Annotated in this window: 14 protein-coding genes and 1 pseudogene; 12 read left to right on the top strand and 3 right to left on the bottom strand. The window is 69.1% G+C overall.

Features of this window, described 5'->3' with window-relative positions; all coding sequences use genetic code 11:
* The first annotated feature begins 255 nt into the window (after positions 1-255).
* The 3 genes and pseudogenes from ABT115_RS11820 to ABT115_RS11830 all read left to right on the top strand — a co-directional run bounded on the left by ABT115_RS11820 (position 256) and on the right by ABT115_RS11830 (position 3,343).
* A pseudogene (locus ABT115_RS11820) lies at positions 256-1,628 on the top strand (aspartate aminotransferase family protein).
* Positions 1,629-1,732: 104 nt separating this feature from the next.
* Positions 1,733-2,503: a GntR family transcriptional regulator gene (locus tag ABT115_RS11825; RefSeq protein ID WP_351787186.1), complete on the top strand. Its 771-nt coding sequence runs from the start codon at positions 1,733-1,735 to the stop codon at positions 2,501-2,503.
* A gap of 189 nt (positions 2,504-2,692) precedes the next feature.
* Positions 2,693-3,343, top strand: a complete 651-nt coding sequence (locus ABT115_RS11830) for a putative DNA-mimic protein (RefSeq protein WP_351787531.1) — start codon at positions 2,693-2,695, stop codon at positions 3,341-3,343.
* A gap of 75 nt (positions 3,344-3,418) precedes the next feature.
* Here ABT115_RS11830 and ABT115_RS11835 read toward each other — a convergent pair whose 3' ends face one another.
* The gene (locus ABT115_RS11835) at positions 3,419-4,213 is read right to left on the bottom strand and encodes an SLATT domain-containing protein (RefSeq protein ID WP_351787189.1); all 795 of its coding nucleotides are present in this window, start codon (positions 4,211-4,213) and stop codon (positions 3,419-3,421) included.
* Positions 4,214-4,570: 357 nt separating this feature from the next.
* Here ABT115_RS11835 and ABT115_RS11840 point away from each other — a divergent pair, with 357 nt between their 5' ends.
* The 7 genes from ABT115_RS11840 to ABT115_RS11870 all read left to right on the top strand — a co-directional run bounded on the left by ABT115_RS11840 (position 4,571) and on the right by ABT115_RS11870 (position 11,240).
* The gene (locus tag ABT115_RS11840) at positions 4,571-4,906 is read left to right on the top strand and encodes a YbaB/EbfC family nucleoid-associated protein (protein ID WP_266365457.1); all 336 of its coding nucleotides are present in this window, start codon (positions 4,571-4,573) and stop codon (positions 4,904-4,906) included.
* An 82-nt stretch (positions 4,907-4,988) separates the two neighbouring features.
* Positions 4,989-5,588 (top strand): recombination mediator RecR, encoded by a 600-nt coding sequence (gene recR, locus ABT115_RS11845; RefSeq protein ID WP_351787192.1) that lies wholly within the window; start codon positions 4,989-4,991, stop codon positions 5,586-5,588.
* A 128-nt stretch (positions 5,589-5,716) separates the two neighbouring features.
* A complete protein-coding gene (locus ABT115_RS11850; RefSeq protein ID WP_351787195.1) occupies positions 5,717-6,376 on the top strand; it encodes a DUF5063 domain-containing protein in 660 nt (219 codons plus the stop codon).
* A 289-nt stretch (positions 6,377-6,665) separates the two neighbouring features.
* Positions 6,666-7,937: an aspartate kinase gene (locus ABT115_RS11855; RefSeq protein WP_351787198.1), complete on the top strand. Its 1,272-nt coding sequence runs from the start codon at positions 6,666-6,668 to the stop codon at positions 7,935-7,937.
* Positions 7,934-8,998 (top strand): aspartate-semialdehyde dehydrogenase, encoded by a 1,065-nt coding sequence (locus ABT115_RS11860; protein ID WP_351787201.1) that lies wholly within the window; start codon positions 7,934-7,936, stop codon positions 8,996-8,998. The genes ABT115_RS11855 and ABT115_RS11860 overlap by 4 nt, the downstream gene beginning before the upstream one ends.
* A 359-nt stretch (positions 8,999-9,357) precedes the next feature.
* On the top strand, positions 9,358-9,930 hold the full coding sequence (locus tag ABT115_RS11865; protein ID WP_351787204.1) for a SigE family RNA polymerase sigma factor: 573 nt from the start codon (positions 9,358-9,360) through the stop codon (positions 9,928-9,930).
* 74 nt (positions 9,931-10,004) lie between these two features.
* Positions 10,005-11,240 (top strand): hypothetical protein, encoded by a 1,236-nt coding sequence (locus tag ABT115_RS11870; RefSeq protein ID WP_351787207.1) that lies wholly within the window; start codon positions 10,005-10,007, stop codon positions 11,238-11,240.
* A 76-nt stretch (positions 11,241-11,316) separates the two neighbouring features.
* Here the strand turns inward: ABT115_RS11870 and ABT115_RS11875 are convergent, their stop codons facing one another.
* Entirely contained in the window at positions 11,317-12,162 is an 846-nt protein-coding gene (locus ABT115_RS11875) for an SURF1 family protein (protein WP_351787210.1), read from the bottom strand.
* Positions 12,163-12,226: 64 nt separating this feature from the next.
* A complete protein-coding gene (locus tag ABT115_RS11880; protein ID WP_502969075.1) occupies positions 12,227-14,125 on the bottom strand; it encodes a S9 family peptidase in 1,899 nt (632 codons plus the stop codon).
* Positions 14,126-14,196: 71 nt separating this feature from the next.
* Between ABT115_RS11880 and ABT115_RS11885 the strand changes: the two genes are divergently transcribed.
* Both ABT115_RS11885 and ABT115_RS11890 read left to right on the top strand, forming a co-directional pair.
* Entirely contained in the window at positions 14,197-15,033 is an 837-nt protein-coding gene (locus ABT115_RS11885; protein ID WP_351787216.1) for a class I SAM-dependent methyltransferase, read from the top strand.
* A gap of 284 nt (positions 15,034-15,317) precedes the next feature.
* Positions 15,318-15,821 carry an FBP domain-containing protein gene (locus ABT115_RS11890; protein ID WP_351787219.1) on the top strand — a complete coding sequence of 168 codons (504 nt, stop codon included), beginning with the start codon at positions 15,318-15,320 and terminating at the stop codon, positions 15,819-15,821.
* Positions 15,822-15,960 lie beyond the last annotated feature (139 nt).

Here is a 15,960-nt window from a genome sequence, read left to right on the forward strand (position 1 = left end):
GTGGACGATAGAGAGTGGATCAGGCCGTTTCGACCTCACCCACGATTGGCAGCGGCGTCGCAGCGCCTGGGGCCTTCGAATCCAAGGCGGAGGAGGGAGCGATGTTCGACAGCCGTACGCGGGGGACGGTGGCGGGAAATGCCCACCGCCGGCCGTGCCGCCCGGCAGCCGACCCGACACCCTGCCCACCAAAGCGCCCCAGGCCATACAAGGTGGCCATGCCGATCCGCTCCCGGCGCGACCTACGCTCACCGCATGACCCCTCATGCCCCGCATGCCCCGCATGTCGACCCCGCTGCCGGTGCGGCCGTGAAGGCCGCCGACCGCGCGCACGTGTTCCACTCCTGGTCCGCCCAGGGCCTGATCGACCCGCTCGCCGTCGCCGGCGCCGAGGGGGCGTACTTCTGGGACTACGACGGCAACCGCTACCTGGACTTCACCAGCGGCCTCGTCTACACCAACATCGGCTACCAGCACCCCACGGTCGTGGCCGCGATCCAGGAGCAGGCGGGCAAGCTCGCCACCTTTGCCCCCGCGTTCGCGATCGAGGCGCGCTCCGAGGCCGCACGCCTCATCGCAGAACGCACCCCCGGTGACCTGGACAAGATCTTCTTCACCAACGGCGGCGCGGAGGCTGTCGAGAACGCCGTCCGGATGGCCCGGCTGCACACCGGCCGTACGAAGGTGCTCTCCGCCTACCGCTCGTACCACGGCGCCACCTCCACCGCGATCAACCTGACCGGTGACCCGCGCCGCTGGCCGTCCGACAACGGCTCGGCGGGCGTGGTCCGTTTCTGGGCCCCGTTCCTCTACCGTTCGCCGTTCCACGCCGAGACCGAGGCCGAGGAGTGCGCCCGCGCGCTCCAGCACCTGGAGGACACCCTCGCCTTCGAGGGCGCCGCCACCATCGCCGCGATCATCCTGGAGACAATCCCCGGTACGGCGGGCATCATGACGCCGCCGCCGGGCTATCTCGCGGGCGTACGCGAGATCTGCGACCGGTACGGAATCGTCTTCATCCTCGACGAGGTAATGGCCGGCTTCGGGCGCACCGGCAAGTGGTTCGCCGCCGAGCACTTCGACGTGGTGCCGGACCTGATGACGTTCGCCAAGGGCGTCAACTCCGGGTATGTACCGCTCGGCGGTGTCGCCATCTCCTCGGAGATCGCCGCCACCTTCGAGACCCGCGCCTACCCGGGCGGACTGACCTACTCCGGTCACCCGCTGGCCTGCGCGGCTGCTGTCGCCACCATTCATGTGATGGAGGACGAGAAGGTCATCGAGAACGCCGCCCACATCGGCAAGACGGTCCTCGGCCCCGGTTTGCGCGAGCTGGCCGAGCGCCACCCGTCATCGGCGACGTCCGCGGCCTCGGCGCCTTCTGGGCGCTGGACCTGGTCCGCGACAAGGAAACCCGCGAGCCGCTGGTCCCGTACAACGCGGCGGGCGAGGCCAACGCGGCCATGGCGGCCTTCGGTGCGGCGGCGAAGAAGAACGGCCTGTGGCCCTTCATCAACATGAACCGCACCCACGCCGTTCCGGCCTGCAACGTCACCGAGGCCGAGGCCGAGGAGGGCCTCGCTGCTCTCGACGTGGCGCTGTCGGTCGCGGACGAGTACACCGTGTAGCGCGGCCCGCGCGGTCCAGCAGTATGGCGCCCCTCCCCTGCCCGGATCCGGGCAGGGTGCCCTGGCTTAAGGTGATCCAAGTCGAAAAATGGGGGAGGGGCGCCATGAGCGCGAGCCGAGCTGTAACCCGCAGTACGCTGCGGCAGCAGATCGCGGACGCGCTGCGTGACGAAGTGCTGGCCGGGCGTTTGCAACCGGGACGGGAGTTCACCGTCAAGCAGATCGCCGAGCAGTACGGCGTCTCGGCGACTCCGGTACGTGAGGCGCTCGTCGATCTTTCCGCGCAGGGCCTGCTCGAATCGGATCAGCACCGCGGTTTCCGGGTGCGTGAGTTCACCGTCGCCGACTACCGGTCGATGGTCGAGGCCCGCGCCCTGGTCCTCGACGGAGTCATCCGTGGCACCTTCTACGGGCCCGCGCTGACCGGGAAGATGACGGTGTACCAGGACTGCCTGGTCTCCGTACGCCGCAGGGCCCAGGAGGCCGCACGAGCGGCGCAGGGCGGTGACCTTGACATCCTCATCGGCTACGACCTGCGTTTCTGGCGCGAGTTGGGCGCACTCGGGGGCAACGCGTACATCAACGATTTCCTGCACAGGCTGCGCGTCCAGGCCTGGGTTTTCGCGGTGCCGTATCTGCGCCATGACGCGGGTGCCCGGGACTGGCTCTGGCACGGCCATCCGGAACTGGTCGCGGCGATCACGCTCGGCAGCCTCGACGCGGTGCGCGCGGTGATCGACGACTTCAACGCACACGCGCTCAGTTGGGCGGACCGGCTCGAGGCCGGAAACCCCGCACACCCGGGCCACGGCCCGCAGCCGACCGGGCAGGCCCCGGCCCCCGGAGCGCAGGAGCCAGAGCCCCCTACGCGCTGACCGCGGGTCCGGAGCCACTGCCCACGCGCTGACCGCGCGTCCGGAGCCACTGCCCACGCGCTGACCGCGCTGACCGGGGCCACAGGCCACGACCGGCCCTTCGGCCACTGTGCGCAACGAGCCCACCGCATTACGCTGTCTTGACCGTTGTGAATATTCCGATGCGTACCCGTGGGAGAGCGAGACTCCGTGGCCTGTGACCTGTGGCTGGTCCCCCTCGTCGATGTGCTGTGCCACAGCCCCGACAACCCGTTTGCCGAAGAGATAGCCGTCTACGACAAGGCATTGGGCGAGGCCGGACTGCCGCCCGTCCCCGTGTACGCCTACATGCCGGGCCTGACCGGTGAGGTCGCCCCGGTCGCGGGCTTCGACTACGACGCACTGCACTTCCTGCGCCGCGCCTACCTGCTCCAGCTCAGCGGCCTCGCCGTCACGCCCGTCGACGAACTGGGCGGGGACTACGAGCAGTTGCTGGAGATGTTCGAGGCGACGGCGCGGCAGTCGCACCTGGTCTGGCACTACGACCATGCGGGGGCGTACGTTCCGCTGGACTTCGCCGCCCCGCTCTCCAACGACGAACTGCTGGAGGGCGGCGGCCCGCTCGGCTCCGCGCACGGATTGCTGCGGGAGCTGGAGTTCGTCGCCCCGTCCATCGGTATCGACCTGGCGAACCCGCTGGCCGTCCCGCTGCCGCCCGTCGCACCGACCTCCCTGGAGGACCGGGCGGGCCCGATTCCGTACGACGGCAGTCCGTTCGCCCGTGAGCGGCACGTCTGGCTGGGCCTGCACGCGGCGGCCACCCGCAGCCTCGCCCAAGGCTCCATGATCATCTTTAGCTGAAGCAGTACTTGCACTTGTACCTGTGCCGGGTCAGGTACCGAGGCTGTCAGGTGCCCCGGTGTCACCGCGGTGGGGTCACCGGGGGGACTCCGGGGGCCGCTGCCGCGGCATGTTCGGCCGGGCCATCGCCTGCATCGGGAACCGTCCCGGCAGCGCCCCCTGGTCCGTACGGCCGCCGCCCCCGCTGCCCGACGACAGCGCCTGCATCCCCATCGGCGCGGGCCCGGCCCGGAACTCCACCATCCAGTCCGCGGTCTCGGTCCGTACGAGCTCCGTGATGTCCTCCGAGAACCGCCGCAGCACCCCCAGGGACCGCTCGGCAGCCTCGCTGGCCGTCCCCTCGGTCGGGCCGAGCGCCTCCCGCACACACTCCGACGCCCAGTCGAACTGCAGCACCTGAAGGCGCCGCTGCACGGCCTGGGCGGTGGCGAGGTTTCTTATCCAGCCCGAGGTCAGGCCGAAGTACCGGTCGCCCGCCATGCACGCGGCGCCCAGCAGCAGTGACAGATAGCCCCAGCCCGCCGCCCCGCCCAACGCCCCGGTGAGATCGAGCAGCGGCAGCGCGGCGCCCGCCACCGCCCCGGCTGCTGTGCCGATCCGCAGAGTCCTGGCCCCGCGCCGCTTCCACACGCGGTCGCGCAGATACCAGTCGGCGGTGTGCAGCGCATCGGCCTCGACCCAGCGGTACAGCTCGTTGAGGCGTTCGGCGGGTTCGCTCCAGTCGCCGAGCGGGAACGGCATACCGGTCAGATCCCGGCCCCGCGCATCCCGGCCGCGTGCGCCGGAGCCCGAACCGGAGGAACCGGCCGAGCCGGCCGAACCGGGCTCGTTGCGGGGCGGCCCTTCGGGCTGCATCTCCGGCTGACTCACCGGGGTACTCCTCTCCATTCTGCGTAGCGACGCCTGATGTGTGGCGATGTCTTCGACGGTGGACTGATCACTGCTCTACGGTGTGGCCGACTGTCCCGCGTACGTAACCTTGCGTGACGAACAGTGCGCCTGTGTGTCCTGATGCGCATGCTCTTCCTACCGCCGAATGGTGGGCCGTGGGGTCGAAATCGCGGTATCCCCGGGTGCGCAGGGCCTGTGATCAGGTATAGGAGTCACACCGACGCCGCCTGAAACTCACTCGAAAGAGTTGCTCGCCAGTGGGTGGGGCGCGCTGCGCGGTGACCACGTAGGCTCGGCGTACCGAAACATTTTGTCGTCGAATTGCCAGGAGTGACCGTGATTCCCGGTGGTGGTCAGCCCAATATGCAGCAGCTGCTGCAGCAGGCCCAGAAGATGCAGCAGGATCTCGCCGCGGCCCAGGAGGAATTGGCCAGGACCGAGGTCGAGGGTCAGGCGGGTGGCGGTCTGGTGAAGGCGACCGTGACCGGCTCCGGCGAGCTTCGTGCTCTGGTGATCGACCCCAAGGCCGTCGACCCGGAGGACACCGAGACGCTCGCGGACCTCGTCGTCGCCGCAGTTCAGGCAGCGAACGAGAACGCGCAGCAGCTTCAGCAGCAGAAGCTGGGCCCGCTGGCCCAGGGCCTGGGCGGCATGCCCGGCCTCCCCTTCTGACTCTTCCGATCCTTCAGATCTCTTCTGACCCGCGATCCGAACTCGTAAGTTGTAGTCATAGCTCATCCAGGAAGGCGTTCCGTTGTACGAAGGCGTGGTTCAGGACCTCATCGACGAGTTGGGCAGGCTGCCCGGCGTCGGTCCCAAGAGCGCGCAGCGGATCGCTTTCCACATCCTGCAGGCCGAGCCGACCGATGTGCGCCGCCTTGCCGATGCCCTCCTGGAGGTCAAGGACAAGGTCCGGTTCTGTTCGGTCTGCGGCAATGTCGCTCAGCAGGAGCAGTGCAACATCTGCCGGGACGCGCGCCGCGAACAGACGGTCATCTGCGTGGTCGAGGAGCCGAAGGATGTCGTCGCGATCGAGCGGACCCGTGAGTTCCGGGGCAGGTATCACGTGCTCGGCGGCGCGATCAGCCCGATCGAGGGTGTCGGCCCCGACGATCTGCGCATTCGCGAGCTGCTCGCCCGTCTCGCCGACGGCTCGATCAAGGAGCTGATTTTGGCGACCGACCCCAACCTGGAGGGCGAGGCCACGGCGACATACCTGGCGCGGATGGTCAAGCCGATGGGGCTGCGGGTCACCAGACTGGCCAGCGGCCTGCCGGTGGGCGGCGACCTGGAGTACGCGGACGAGGTCACCCTCGGCCGCGCCTTCGAGGGGAGGCGTCTGCTCGATGTCTGAAGCCTTCACGATGACGACGTCCGATGTTCTTGCATCGACTGCTCTTGTATCGACTCACGACGGCGTTACGTTCAGCGACGCTATGTTCTACTCACCGTTCGCGACCGTGCCCACGGGAGGTCCCCTCGATGTCTGACGCCACGCTGAACTCCGTCACGCAGGCCCCGGATGACTTCGCCGTCCAGATCGCCGACCAGATCAAGACGTTCATCGTCGCGGTCACCGAGGTGTCCAAGGTCGAGGAGCCCGAGGAGGCGGTCCCCGTCCTGCTGCTCCAGATCTCCCAGCTGCTGCTGGCGGGCGGCAGGCTCGGCGCGTACGAGGACATCGTCCCCGACGAGCGCTACGAGCCCGATCTGGGCGCCGAGCCGGACGCCGACGGCCTGCGCGAGCGGTTCGCCGCCCTGCTGGAGCCGATCGACGTTTACTCCGAGGTCTTCGACCCGTACGAGCCCCGCAAGGCGCCGGTGCCGGCCCGTATCTCCGACGACCTTGCCGACCTGGTCACCGACCTGCGCCACGGCCTGGCCCACTACGAGGAGGACCGCACGACCGAGGCCCTGTGGTGGTGGCAGTTCTCCTACTTCTCCAACTGGGGCTCCACCGCATCCGCCACTCTGCGCGCCCTCCAGTCCCTCATCGCCCACATCCGTCTCAACCAGCCCCTCCAGGAGCTGGACGGCCTGGACACGGACTCGGAGACCGCCGACGACGAGCTGGCCGAGGAGGCGGGCCGGGTGATGGCCAAGGAGATCGCGGGTCCGCTGGGGCTGCGACCGGTGCAGTAGCGGCCAGTGCCCACCTGGGGGGCCTCCGAAGGGCGGACCGTGAGGTTCCGGTTCACGCTGGAGGTGGGCGGCTCGCGAATCGTGGCCCCGGCTCGCCGCGCGTGTGTGTCGGCTCACATGCGGGAATAGGGACCCGATCGGCGGGCAGCAGCCCGGTACGAGCAGTTCGGGGCGACACGCCAATATCGCGTGCTGAGCGGGACATCTCAGCATGTGATATTGGCGGGGCGTTCCCGGACTGCTCGTTAAACTGAGACGACCGCAGTAATGGACTGAGCGAGGAGCGCACGTGGGCCTTGTCGTGCAGAAGTACGGAGGCTCCTCCGTAGCCGATGCCGAAGGCATCAAGCGCGTCGCCAAGCGAATCGTCGATGCCAAGAAGAACGGCAACCAGGTGGTTGTCGTGGTGTCAGCGATGGGCGACACGACGGACGAGTTGATCGATCTCGCCGAGCAGGTATCCCCGATTCCCGCCGGGCGTGAGTTCGACATGCTGCTGACTGCCGGAGAGCGGATCTCCATGGCCCTGCTGGCGATGGCGATCAAAAACCTGGGCCACGAGGCGCAGTCGTTCACCGGTAGCCAGGCAGGCGTCATCACCGACTCGGTCCACAACAAAGCGCGCATCATCGATGTGACGCCGGGCCGTATCCGTACGGCACTGGACGAGGGGAACATCGCGATCGTCGCGGGGTTCCAGGGTGTGTCCCAGGACAAGAAGGACATCACCACCCTCGGCCGCGGCGGGTCCGACACCACCGCAGTCGCGCTCGCGGCCGCGCTGGATGCCGAGGTCTGTGAGATCTACACCGATGTGGATGGTGTCTTCACCGCCGACCCGCGGGTTGTGACGAAGGCCCGGAAGATCGACTGGATCTCCTTCGAGGACATGCTGGAGCTGGCCGCGTCCGGCTCCAAGGTGCTGCTGCACCGGTGCGTGGAGTACGCACGCCGTTACAACATCCCGATCCACGTCCGCTCGTCCTTCTCCGGACTGCGCGGAACCTGGGTCAGCAACGAGCCGCAAGGGGACCAGAAGGTGGAGCACGCGATCATCTCCGGAGTCGCCCATGACGTCTCCGAGGCCAAGATCACCGTGGTCGGCGTGCCCGACAAGCCGGGCGAGGCCGCCGCGATCTTCCGCACCATCGCGAACGCCGAAGTCAACATCGACATGGTGGTGCAGAACGTCTCCGCCGCGTCGACCGGTCTGACCGACATCTCGTTCACGCTGCCGAAGTCCGAGGGCCGCAAGGCCATCGACGCCCTGGAGCGCAACCGCGGCACCATCGGCTTCGAGTCCCTGCGCTACGACGACCAGATCGCGAAGATCTCCCTGGTCGGCGCAGGTATGAAAACCAACCCGGGTGTCACGGCGGGCTTCTTCGAGGCACTGTCGGACGCCGGTGTGAACATCGAGCTCATCTCGACGTCCGAGATCCGCATCTCGGTGGTCACCCGCGCCGACGACGTCAACGAGGCCGTGCGCGCCGTGCACACCGCCTTCGGCCTTGACAGCGATTCCGACGAGGCCGTCGTCTACGGGGGCACCGGCCGATGACCGCCCGCCGCCCTTCGCTCGCGGTCGTCGGAGCGACCGGGGCGATCGGCGGCGTCATGCTCCAGATCCTTTCGCAGCATGCGGATGTCTGGGGCGAGGTGAAGCTGATCGCCTCGCCGCGTTCGGCCGGCCGCAAGCTGGTCGTACGCGGCGAGGAGAGTGAGGTCCTCGAACTCACCGAGGACGTCTTCGACGATGTCGACGTGGCGCTGTTCCTGGTGCCCGACGCCGTCTCCGCGCAGTGGGCGCCGATCGCCGCCGCCAAGGGCACGGTCGTCATCGACGACTCCGCCGCGTTCCGGCTGGACCCGGATGTTCCGCTGGTCGTGCCCGAGATCAATCCGCATGCCGTACGGATCAGGCCGCGCGGCATCGTCGCGAGCCCGAACTGCACAACGCTCTCGCTGATCGTCGCGGTCGGGGCGCTGCATGCCGAATTCGGGGTACGGGAACTGGTCGTCTCCTCGTACCAGGCGGTGAGCGGGGCAGGCCGGGACGGTGTCGCGGCGCTGCGCGAACAACTGTCGATGGTGGCCGGTACGGAACTGGGTACGAAGCCCGGGGACGTACGCCGGGCCTTGGGGGACACAGAAGGCAGCCCCTTTGCCGCGCCGGTGGCCCTCAATGTGGTGCCCTGGGCCGGGACCGAGGCCGGGGACGGCTGGTCGTCGGAGGAGCTGGCGATCCGTGAGGAGTGCCGCAAGGTCCTGGACCTGCCGAGCCTGCGGGTGGCGGCGACCTGTGTCTACGTACCCGTTATCGCGACGCACTCGATGTCCGTGCACGCACGGTTCGAGAACGAGATCGCGGTCGACCGGGCCCACGAGATCCTCGCGACGGCACCGGCCGTGGTGCTGTACGACAACCCGGCGGCGGGGGACTTCCCGACACCCTCCGATGTCGTCGGCACCGATCCGACCTGGGTCGGACGAGTGCGCAGGTCTCTGGACGATCCCCGGAGCCTGGAACTGTTCGTCTGCGGCGACAACCTCCGCAAGGGGGCGGCGCTGAACGTGGCGCAGATCGCCGAATCGGTGGCCGCAGAATTCCCCCGGGTCTGATCGAACCCGTTTTGTACTCTCTGTGAATGCCCTGTGAGCAAGTTGAAGGTCTGAACCTCTTGAGCTGGGGTGTCGGGGTGGCCGACGATGACCTTCCGGCCCGCTGCAACCGTCGGCCGGAGAGTGTGCGTCTAAGCGGTCACTTCTTGCGCGGCGGGGCGCATACTCGGGGTATTTGTGGAAGAGCGGGTACGTATGAGGGGATGTCGCACTGCGTCGAACGCGGTGCCGCGCGCGTACAACCCTGACAGGGGGAAACGTGTCCAACTGGCGTGGCAGAGGTTCTCGATATCACAGTGGTGGGCCCCTTGCGCGGCGCTTCGGTGCTTCCGCTCAGACGGCCCCGCGCACCCGGCGGTATGCCGGTGATTGCGCCCATGCCCGCTGCGCGTTCCGTACGGCTGCCGTCGCAGCGCGAGGGTGCTGAGGAGAGCGTGGCTGCCGGAACCACGGTCGACCATCTCACCGAGACCTACCGGGCCCACTACCGTTCGCTGCTCGGCCTCGCGGCACTGCTCCTGGACGACACCGCCTCGTGTGAGGACGTCGTGCAGGAGGCGTTCATCCGCGTGCACTCGGCGCGTCGCCGGGTACGGGATCCCGAGAAAACACTCGCGTATCTGCGCCAGACCGTCGTCAACCTCTCGCGCTCCGCGCTGCGCCGCCGCATCCTCGGGCTGAAGTTGCTTTCCAAGCCCATGCCGGACATGGCGAGCGCGGAGGAGGGCGCGTACGAACAACTGGAGCGGGACGCGCTGATCAAAGCGATGCGGGGGCTGCAACGGCGCCAGCGGGAGGTGCTGGTGCTGCGTTACTTCGCGGACATGACGGAGGCTCAGGTGGCCGAGACGCTGGGCATATCCCTGGGTTCGGTCAAGGCCTACGGCTCCCGTGGGATCGCGGCGCTGCGTGTCGTGATGGAGGCGCAGTGATGAGTTGGCGCCACCGCAGGAACGAGAACGGCCACGAGCGTGAGCATTGGATTGACCGGACTGGAAACGGAACTGTGAACGACGGGCCGGAGAGCGATGCGCATCTGAACCTGGACGCGAACTCGGATACCGATACGGATCACGCAGATCGGGACCTCGCGTCCGCGGGTGGTGCGGGTGGCCTGTGTGAGGGCGACGCAGTCGCTGGGACGGCCGAGCTCGGGGAGCTGAGCAGCCTCTTCGGTGTGGGCCCGGGCCCGGGCGCGGGTTCCGGTTCGGGGGACGGTGGCGGCCCGGTCATGGACGAGGTCGTGCTGCGCCGCATGCTGCGCGGGGCCGTCCAGCACATCGGACCCAGCGACGGCACCCTCGACCGTCTGCACCGCGCGGTGCCCGCCCGGCGCGCCAGGCGGCGGCAGGCCGTTGTCGGTATGGCGGCGGCGGCGCTGCTCATCGGCACCGCTGTCCCCGCCTTCGTCCATGTCGCGAACTCCGACGGTTCGAACACCGCCAACCCCGCGATAGCAGGACACGGTGAGCAGGCGCAGGGCGGCAGCGGCATCGAGCACGGCTCGGAAGCCGACGGGGAGATCAGAGGCGGCAGTACCGAAGGGCAGGCCGACGGCGGCCGTAGCCAGCCGACGAGCACGAGCAGTCCGTCCGACAGCCGTGGCCAGAGCGCCGACGGCAAGGTCGGCGGGGGCGCCGACCCGGCCAACTCCGCGGCGGTCTCCGTGCCGGCCTGCGGCCCGGGGCAGCTCGGTGTCGCCTCGGCCGAGACGGGCGCGGCGGGTGCCGACGGCACGGTGTACGGCACGTTCCGGATCGCCAATGTCTCCGGCACGGACTGTTCGGTGAGCAGCAGCGGCAGTGTGGGCTTCCAGGCAATGGGCGCGGCCGACCCCGCCGAGATCACGGTCGTCCAGCACACAGCGGGTGACGCGGCGGACGGACTGCCCGACCCCTCGCAGGAGCAGGGGACGGTGCTGCTGAAGCCGGCCATGTGGTACGAGGTGCAGTTCGCCTGGGTGCCGCGGAACACATGTCCGACCTCCGGAGGCTCACCGAGCCCGACACCGACGGACGGCGCGGGCGGCGCGAGCGGCGCCGCCGGTAGTGATACGGGTGCCGCTGACGGGACCACGGACACGGCTGCACAACTCGGCAGCGAGGACGGTGGCGGGGCGTTGGACGGCAGCATTTCCGTGACGCACACGCCGGAAGCGGGGGCGCCGGTCGCGGAGACGAAGATCGCCAACGCCTGCGCGGGCACGATCTACCGAACCGGGTTGCTGGCCCCCGCGACGTGACGCAGGGGCGACGGCCCAGGACGCATACGTGAGGGGCCCGCCGGATTGTCCGGCGGGCCCCTCACGTATGTCTGTCTCAGGCCGTGCCGGCGCTCACGTTGGAATCGGCGGAATCGGCGGAATCAGTGCGGACGGTGTCAGTGTCTGTGCCCGCATCCGTGCTTTCGACGAGGCCCAGCTTCAGGTCCCGTGCCGCTTCGACCTCGCGGCGGACCAGCCGGAACCACATGAAGAGCACGAACCCGGCGAAGACGAACCATTCGCCTGTGTAGCCGAGGTTCTGGAAGGCCTTCAGATCGAGCCCGGTGTTCTGCGGTGCGGCGGCCGGTACGGGGCGCAGCGCGCCGCTGGAGCCGGTGTCCTGGAGCGTTATCCATGCGTCGTAGACGTCGTACGGGACGAGGTTGACCAGGGACGCGGCGCTGATCATGCCGAGCTGGCCGTCCGGGAGCCCACCCGCCGTGTCGACGCCCGGGGTGCTGGCGTTCTCGGAGGCCTGGAGGTCGCCGGTCACCGTGACCTCGCCGGTCGGTGCGGCGGGCACGGCGGTCTGGCCGGGCTCGCCGGGCAGCCAGCCGCGTACTACCGGCAAGGCCTTGCCGCTGTCCGTACGGAGCATGTTCAGGACATAGAAGCCGCTCTTGTCGTCCAACTCCCGGCCGGGCACCAGGAACTGGTCGGCGTAACGGCCGGTGGCGGTGGCGGGGCGGCCGGAGGTCACCGTGTCGACGGGCAGGAGGTCGTCGATCGGCTTGGCGGCCCTCGTGCCCGGGGCAGGCTGCTTCTCAGCGGCTTCGTGCGTCTGCACGCGGTCCTCGAAGCGGCCGAGCTGCCAGGTGCCCATGAAGACGCAGAACGGGATGGCCAGCACGACGAAGATGTTGATCCCCCACCATCGCGGGGTCAGCAGGAACCGGTACACCCCTCCACGGTACGGCCCCGCTCCGCTCGCCCGGAACGGGGTGCCGGGTGGGGAGCGGTTGCCCCTATTCGCCGGACGGGCTCGACGGGGCGGCGGGGGCAGAACCCGCGGCCAGGTGGCGCTGGGCGAAGTCGAGTTCCAGCCGGAACTGCTTGATCCGTTCCTCCACGACGAGCGAACCGTGTCCCGCGTCGTACCGGTAGACCTCGTGCACCGCGTCACGGCCCTTCAGCCGGTCCACGTAGTTCTCGACCTGGCGGATCGGGCAGCGCGGGTCGTTGACGCCCGCCGAGATGTAGACCGGCGCCCGGACGGCGTCGACGTACGTCAGCGGGGACGAGGCCTCGAAGTGCTCGGGAACCTCCTCCGGCGTGCCGCCCAGCAGCGTGCGGTCCATCGCCTTCAGGTCCTCCATCTCGTCGTGATACGCCGTGACGTAGTCGGCGACCGGGACCGCAGCCAGGCCCAGGGCCCAGTCGTCCGGCTGCGTACCGAGACCGAGCAGGGTCAGATAGCCGCCCCAGGAGCCACCGGCCAGGACCAGCTTCGCCGGGTCCGCGAGCCCGGACTTCACCGCCCACTCCCGTACCGCGGCGATGTCCTCCAGCTCGATCAGGCCGACCCGGTGCTTGAGCGCGTCCGTCCAGGCGCGGCCGTATCCGGTGGAGCCGCGGTAGTTGACCCGGACGACCGCGTAGCCGTGGTCCACCCAGGCTGCGGGGCCGGAGGCGAAGGCGTCGCTGTCGTGCCAGGTCGGGCCGCCGTGGATCTCGAACACGGTGGGAAACGGGCCCTGTGCCGGGGCGGCGGGCCGCTGCACGAGTGCGTGGACACGGCCCCCGGGCCCGTCCACCCACACGTCCTCCACCGGCACGGACGCCGGAGCCTTCAAGCCGGGCGGATCGAGCACCACCGCACCCGAGGTGGACCGGATGACGGGCGGCTGCGCGGCCGACGACCACAGGTACTCCACCGTGCCGTCCGGCCGGGCCGTGGCACCCGACACCGAACCCGCGGGGGTCTCCACCCGGACGGGAGCGCTGCCCGCCCCCGGCTCGTACCGCCACAGGTCGCTGCGGGCTTCGAAGCCGTGCACGATCAGCAGCGCGGACGCGTCCGGATACCACTCGGCACCCACATCACCGGGCAGTTCGATCGCGAGGTCCGTCTCCGTGCCTGTCATCGGATCCCAGATCATCGGCTCCCAACGGCCCCGACGCTGATGCCCGACCAGCAACCGGGTGTCCCCGGCGACGGGGGCGAAGCCCAGCACGGACAGGCCCAGCTCCTTCGTACCGCCCTCGGTGTCGTCCAGCTCGGCGACCGTCGACCCATCGGGCCGCACCACGCGGAGCGCGGAGTGCATCGCATCGCCGTGCTCGGTGTGCTCCAGGGCGATCAGCATCCCGTCGTACGACAGGTCGCCGACGCCCGCCGACTCGCGGTGACGGTAGATCTCGACGGGCGCGGCCCCGGGCCGTACGACATGGATCGTCGTCCCGTCCTCGTCGGTCGAACGGCCGACCACCGCCGTACCGTCCCGCCCGATCGCGAGCCCGGCCGGGTACGAGGCTTTGAGGCCGGGTGCTGCCGGCTCGTCCACCACCTCCCCGCCCTCGCCGCCTTGGAACGGCTGGCGCATCCACACCCCGAACTCGTCCCCATCGGTGTCGCTGAACCACCAGATCGACTCGCCGTCCGGTGTCAGCACGCCGTCCGTCGTCCCGTTCGGCCGGTCGGTCACCTGGCGCTGCTCGCCGGTCGCGCGGTCCCAGGCGTACAGCTCGTACGTCCCCGTGGCATTGGAGACGAACAGCGCGCGATCCGGCGCATCCTCCGCCCAGTCGGGCAACGACACCCGCGGCGCCCGGAAGCGCTGCTCCCACTCCGGTACGGAAGCGGTCGCCGAAGCCGAATCGGTCGCTGGTGCGGTGGGGGCGGTCGAGCCAGTGATCTCAGTCATGCCCCCCATTCTGCGCCGGAACGCCGACAACTCGTTCGCATCGTCCGCAGCCTGTGGATAACCTCCTGGGCATGTATGCACCGACCCCTGCCGACTGGCACGAGGCCAACCGTGCGCGCTGGGACGAGCGGGTCCCCATCCACGCCGGGAGCGACTTCTACGACCTGGCGTCCTTCCGCGCAGGCAAGGACGCCCTGCGCGACTTCGAACTCGCCGAGGTCGGAGATGTCACGGGCAAGTCGCTGCTGCATCTGCAGTGCCACATCGGGGTTGACACCCTCTCCTGGGCCCGGCACGGCGCCGCGCACGTCGTCGGTCTGGACTTCTCCGAACCGGCCGTGGAGACCGCGCGCGGCCTGGCTCGCGAGCTGGGGTTTACCGAGGACCGGGCAGCGTTCGTCGCCGCCGATGTTCATGACGCCGCGCAGGCCGTCCCGGATTCTTCGTACGACATCGTCTACACCGGCGTCGGCGCGCTGAACTGGCTGCCCGACACCCGGCGTTGGGCCGAGACCGCCGCGTCGCTCGTGGCGCCCGGCGGCTTCCTCTACCTTGCGGAGTTCCATCCGCTCACGGACTGCCTCGACGATTCGACCGGCGCGAAGGTCGTCCACGACTACTTCAGCCGCGACGCATGGGTTGACGAAACGCCGGGCACGTACGCGGACTTTGACGCACCGACCGTCCACAACCGCAGCGTTGAATGGCAGCATCCGATCGGCGACGTGGTGTCGGCGCTGGCCGCCGCCGGGCTGCGGATCGAGTTCCTGCACGAGCACGACGTCTCGCTCTTCGCACGCTTCGAGGTGCTCAAGCGGCAGGGAGACGGCTACTACCGTTTCCCGGTCAACCGTCCGCGCATCCCGCTGATGTACTCGATCAAGGCGTCGCGGCCGGCCGGGTCCTGACCGAGGCCGGTACTCAGGGCCCATCGTGTGTGAAGCAACACGCCTGAGCCCGAAGCAGTTTGCCCGCGCCTGAACGCAACAGAAATGCGGCGGGCGGCCGCATGCCGGGTATCCCCCTTTACGGATCAGATCCGCGCCGCATGCGCGCCCAGGGCGCAGCCGCTCCGCGTCAGACGTGCTCCGTCGCGGCAGGGAGGGAGCCCATGACCGATGCTGGTCCTGTCCGGCGGATCACGGGAATATTGAGATGCGGGCCAGTCCGGGCGGACATAGGGTCGATGCCCGTGGAACCGCTCAGCGAGAAACAGATCCGCTCATCCTTCGTGAACTGCACCAAGGGTGAGGCGGCGCGGCTTCGGCTGCCGCTCGACTTCGCCGAACTGCCCTGGGAAGACCTGGACTTCTTGGGTTGGGTGGATCCGGGCGCGCCGCTGCGGGCACACCTCGTGGTGCCCCGAGAACAGGGTCTGCTGGGGATATCTCTGCGTATACCCTCCGTGAGGCGTACCAGCGCCGTGAAGTCCAGCATGTGTCAGATCTGCCTGACAGGTCACGCCTCCTCCGGGGTCACTCTGCTCGCTGCCCCCTTGGCGGGCGCCCGGGGCCGCGAGGGCAACACGGTCGGTATCTACATCTGCGCGGACCTCGCCTGCTCCCTGTATCTGCGCGGCAAGCGGCAGCCGAAGCTGCGTTCAGGACGGTACGAGGAGTCTCTGACGCTGGACGAGCGCCTCGTACGCATGTCGGGCAATCTGGGTGCCTTCGCGGCCAAGGTCACCGTGGCGTAGGCCTTGACGCGCACAGCCCGTCGCCCCGTGAGGAAGCCGACGTGACCGACTGGATCACCACGCCCGTGGAACCCGTCACGCCGCTCCCAGAGCGTGAACATCTTGCGAGGGACTGCGCCGTCCTCGGCTGCTCCACGGG

This window comes from Streptomyces sp. NPDC001832, assembly GCF_040297265.1.
Lineage (GTDB): Bacteria > Actinomycetota > Actinomycetes > Streptomycetales > Streptomycetaceae > Streptomyces.

Excerpts from the sequence above, each read along its gene's own strand:
- ABT115_RS11825 (WP_351787186.1), top strand. The coding sequence starts at position 1,733 with ATGAGCGCGAGCCGAGCTGTAACCCGCAGTACGCTGCGGCAGCAGATC.
- ABT115_RS11850 (WP_351787195.1), top strand. The coding sequence starts at position 5,717 with ATGTCTGACGCCACGCTGAACTCCGTCACGCAGGCCCCGGATGACTTC.
- ABT115_RS11860 (WP_351787201.1), top strand. The coding sequence starts at position 7,934 with ATGACCGCCCGCCGCCCTTCGCTCGCGGTCGTCGGAGCGACCGGGGCG.
- ABT115_RS11865 (WP_351787204.1), top strand. The coding sequence starts at position 9,358 with ATGCCGGTGATTGCGCCCATGCCCGCTGCGCGTTCCGTACGGCTGCCG.
- ABT115_RS11880 (WP_502969075.1), bottom strand. The coding sequence starts at position 14,125 with ATGACTGAGATCACTGGCTCGACCGCCCCCACCGCACCAGCGACCGAT.
- ABT115_RS11885 (WP_351787216.1), top strand. The coding sequence starts at position 14,197 with ATGTATGCACCGACCCCTGCCGACTGGCACGAGGCCAACCGTGCGCGC.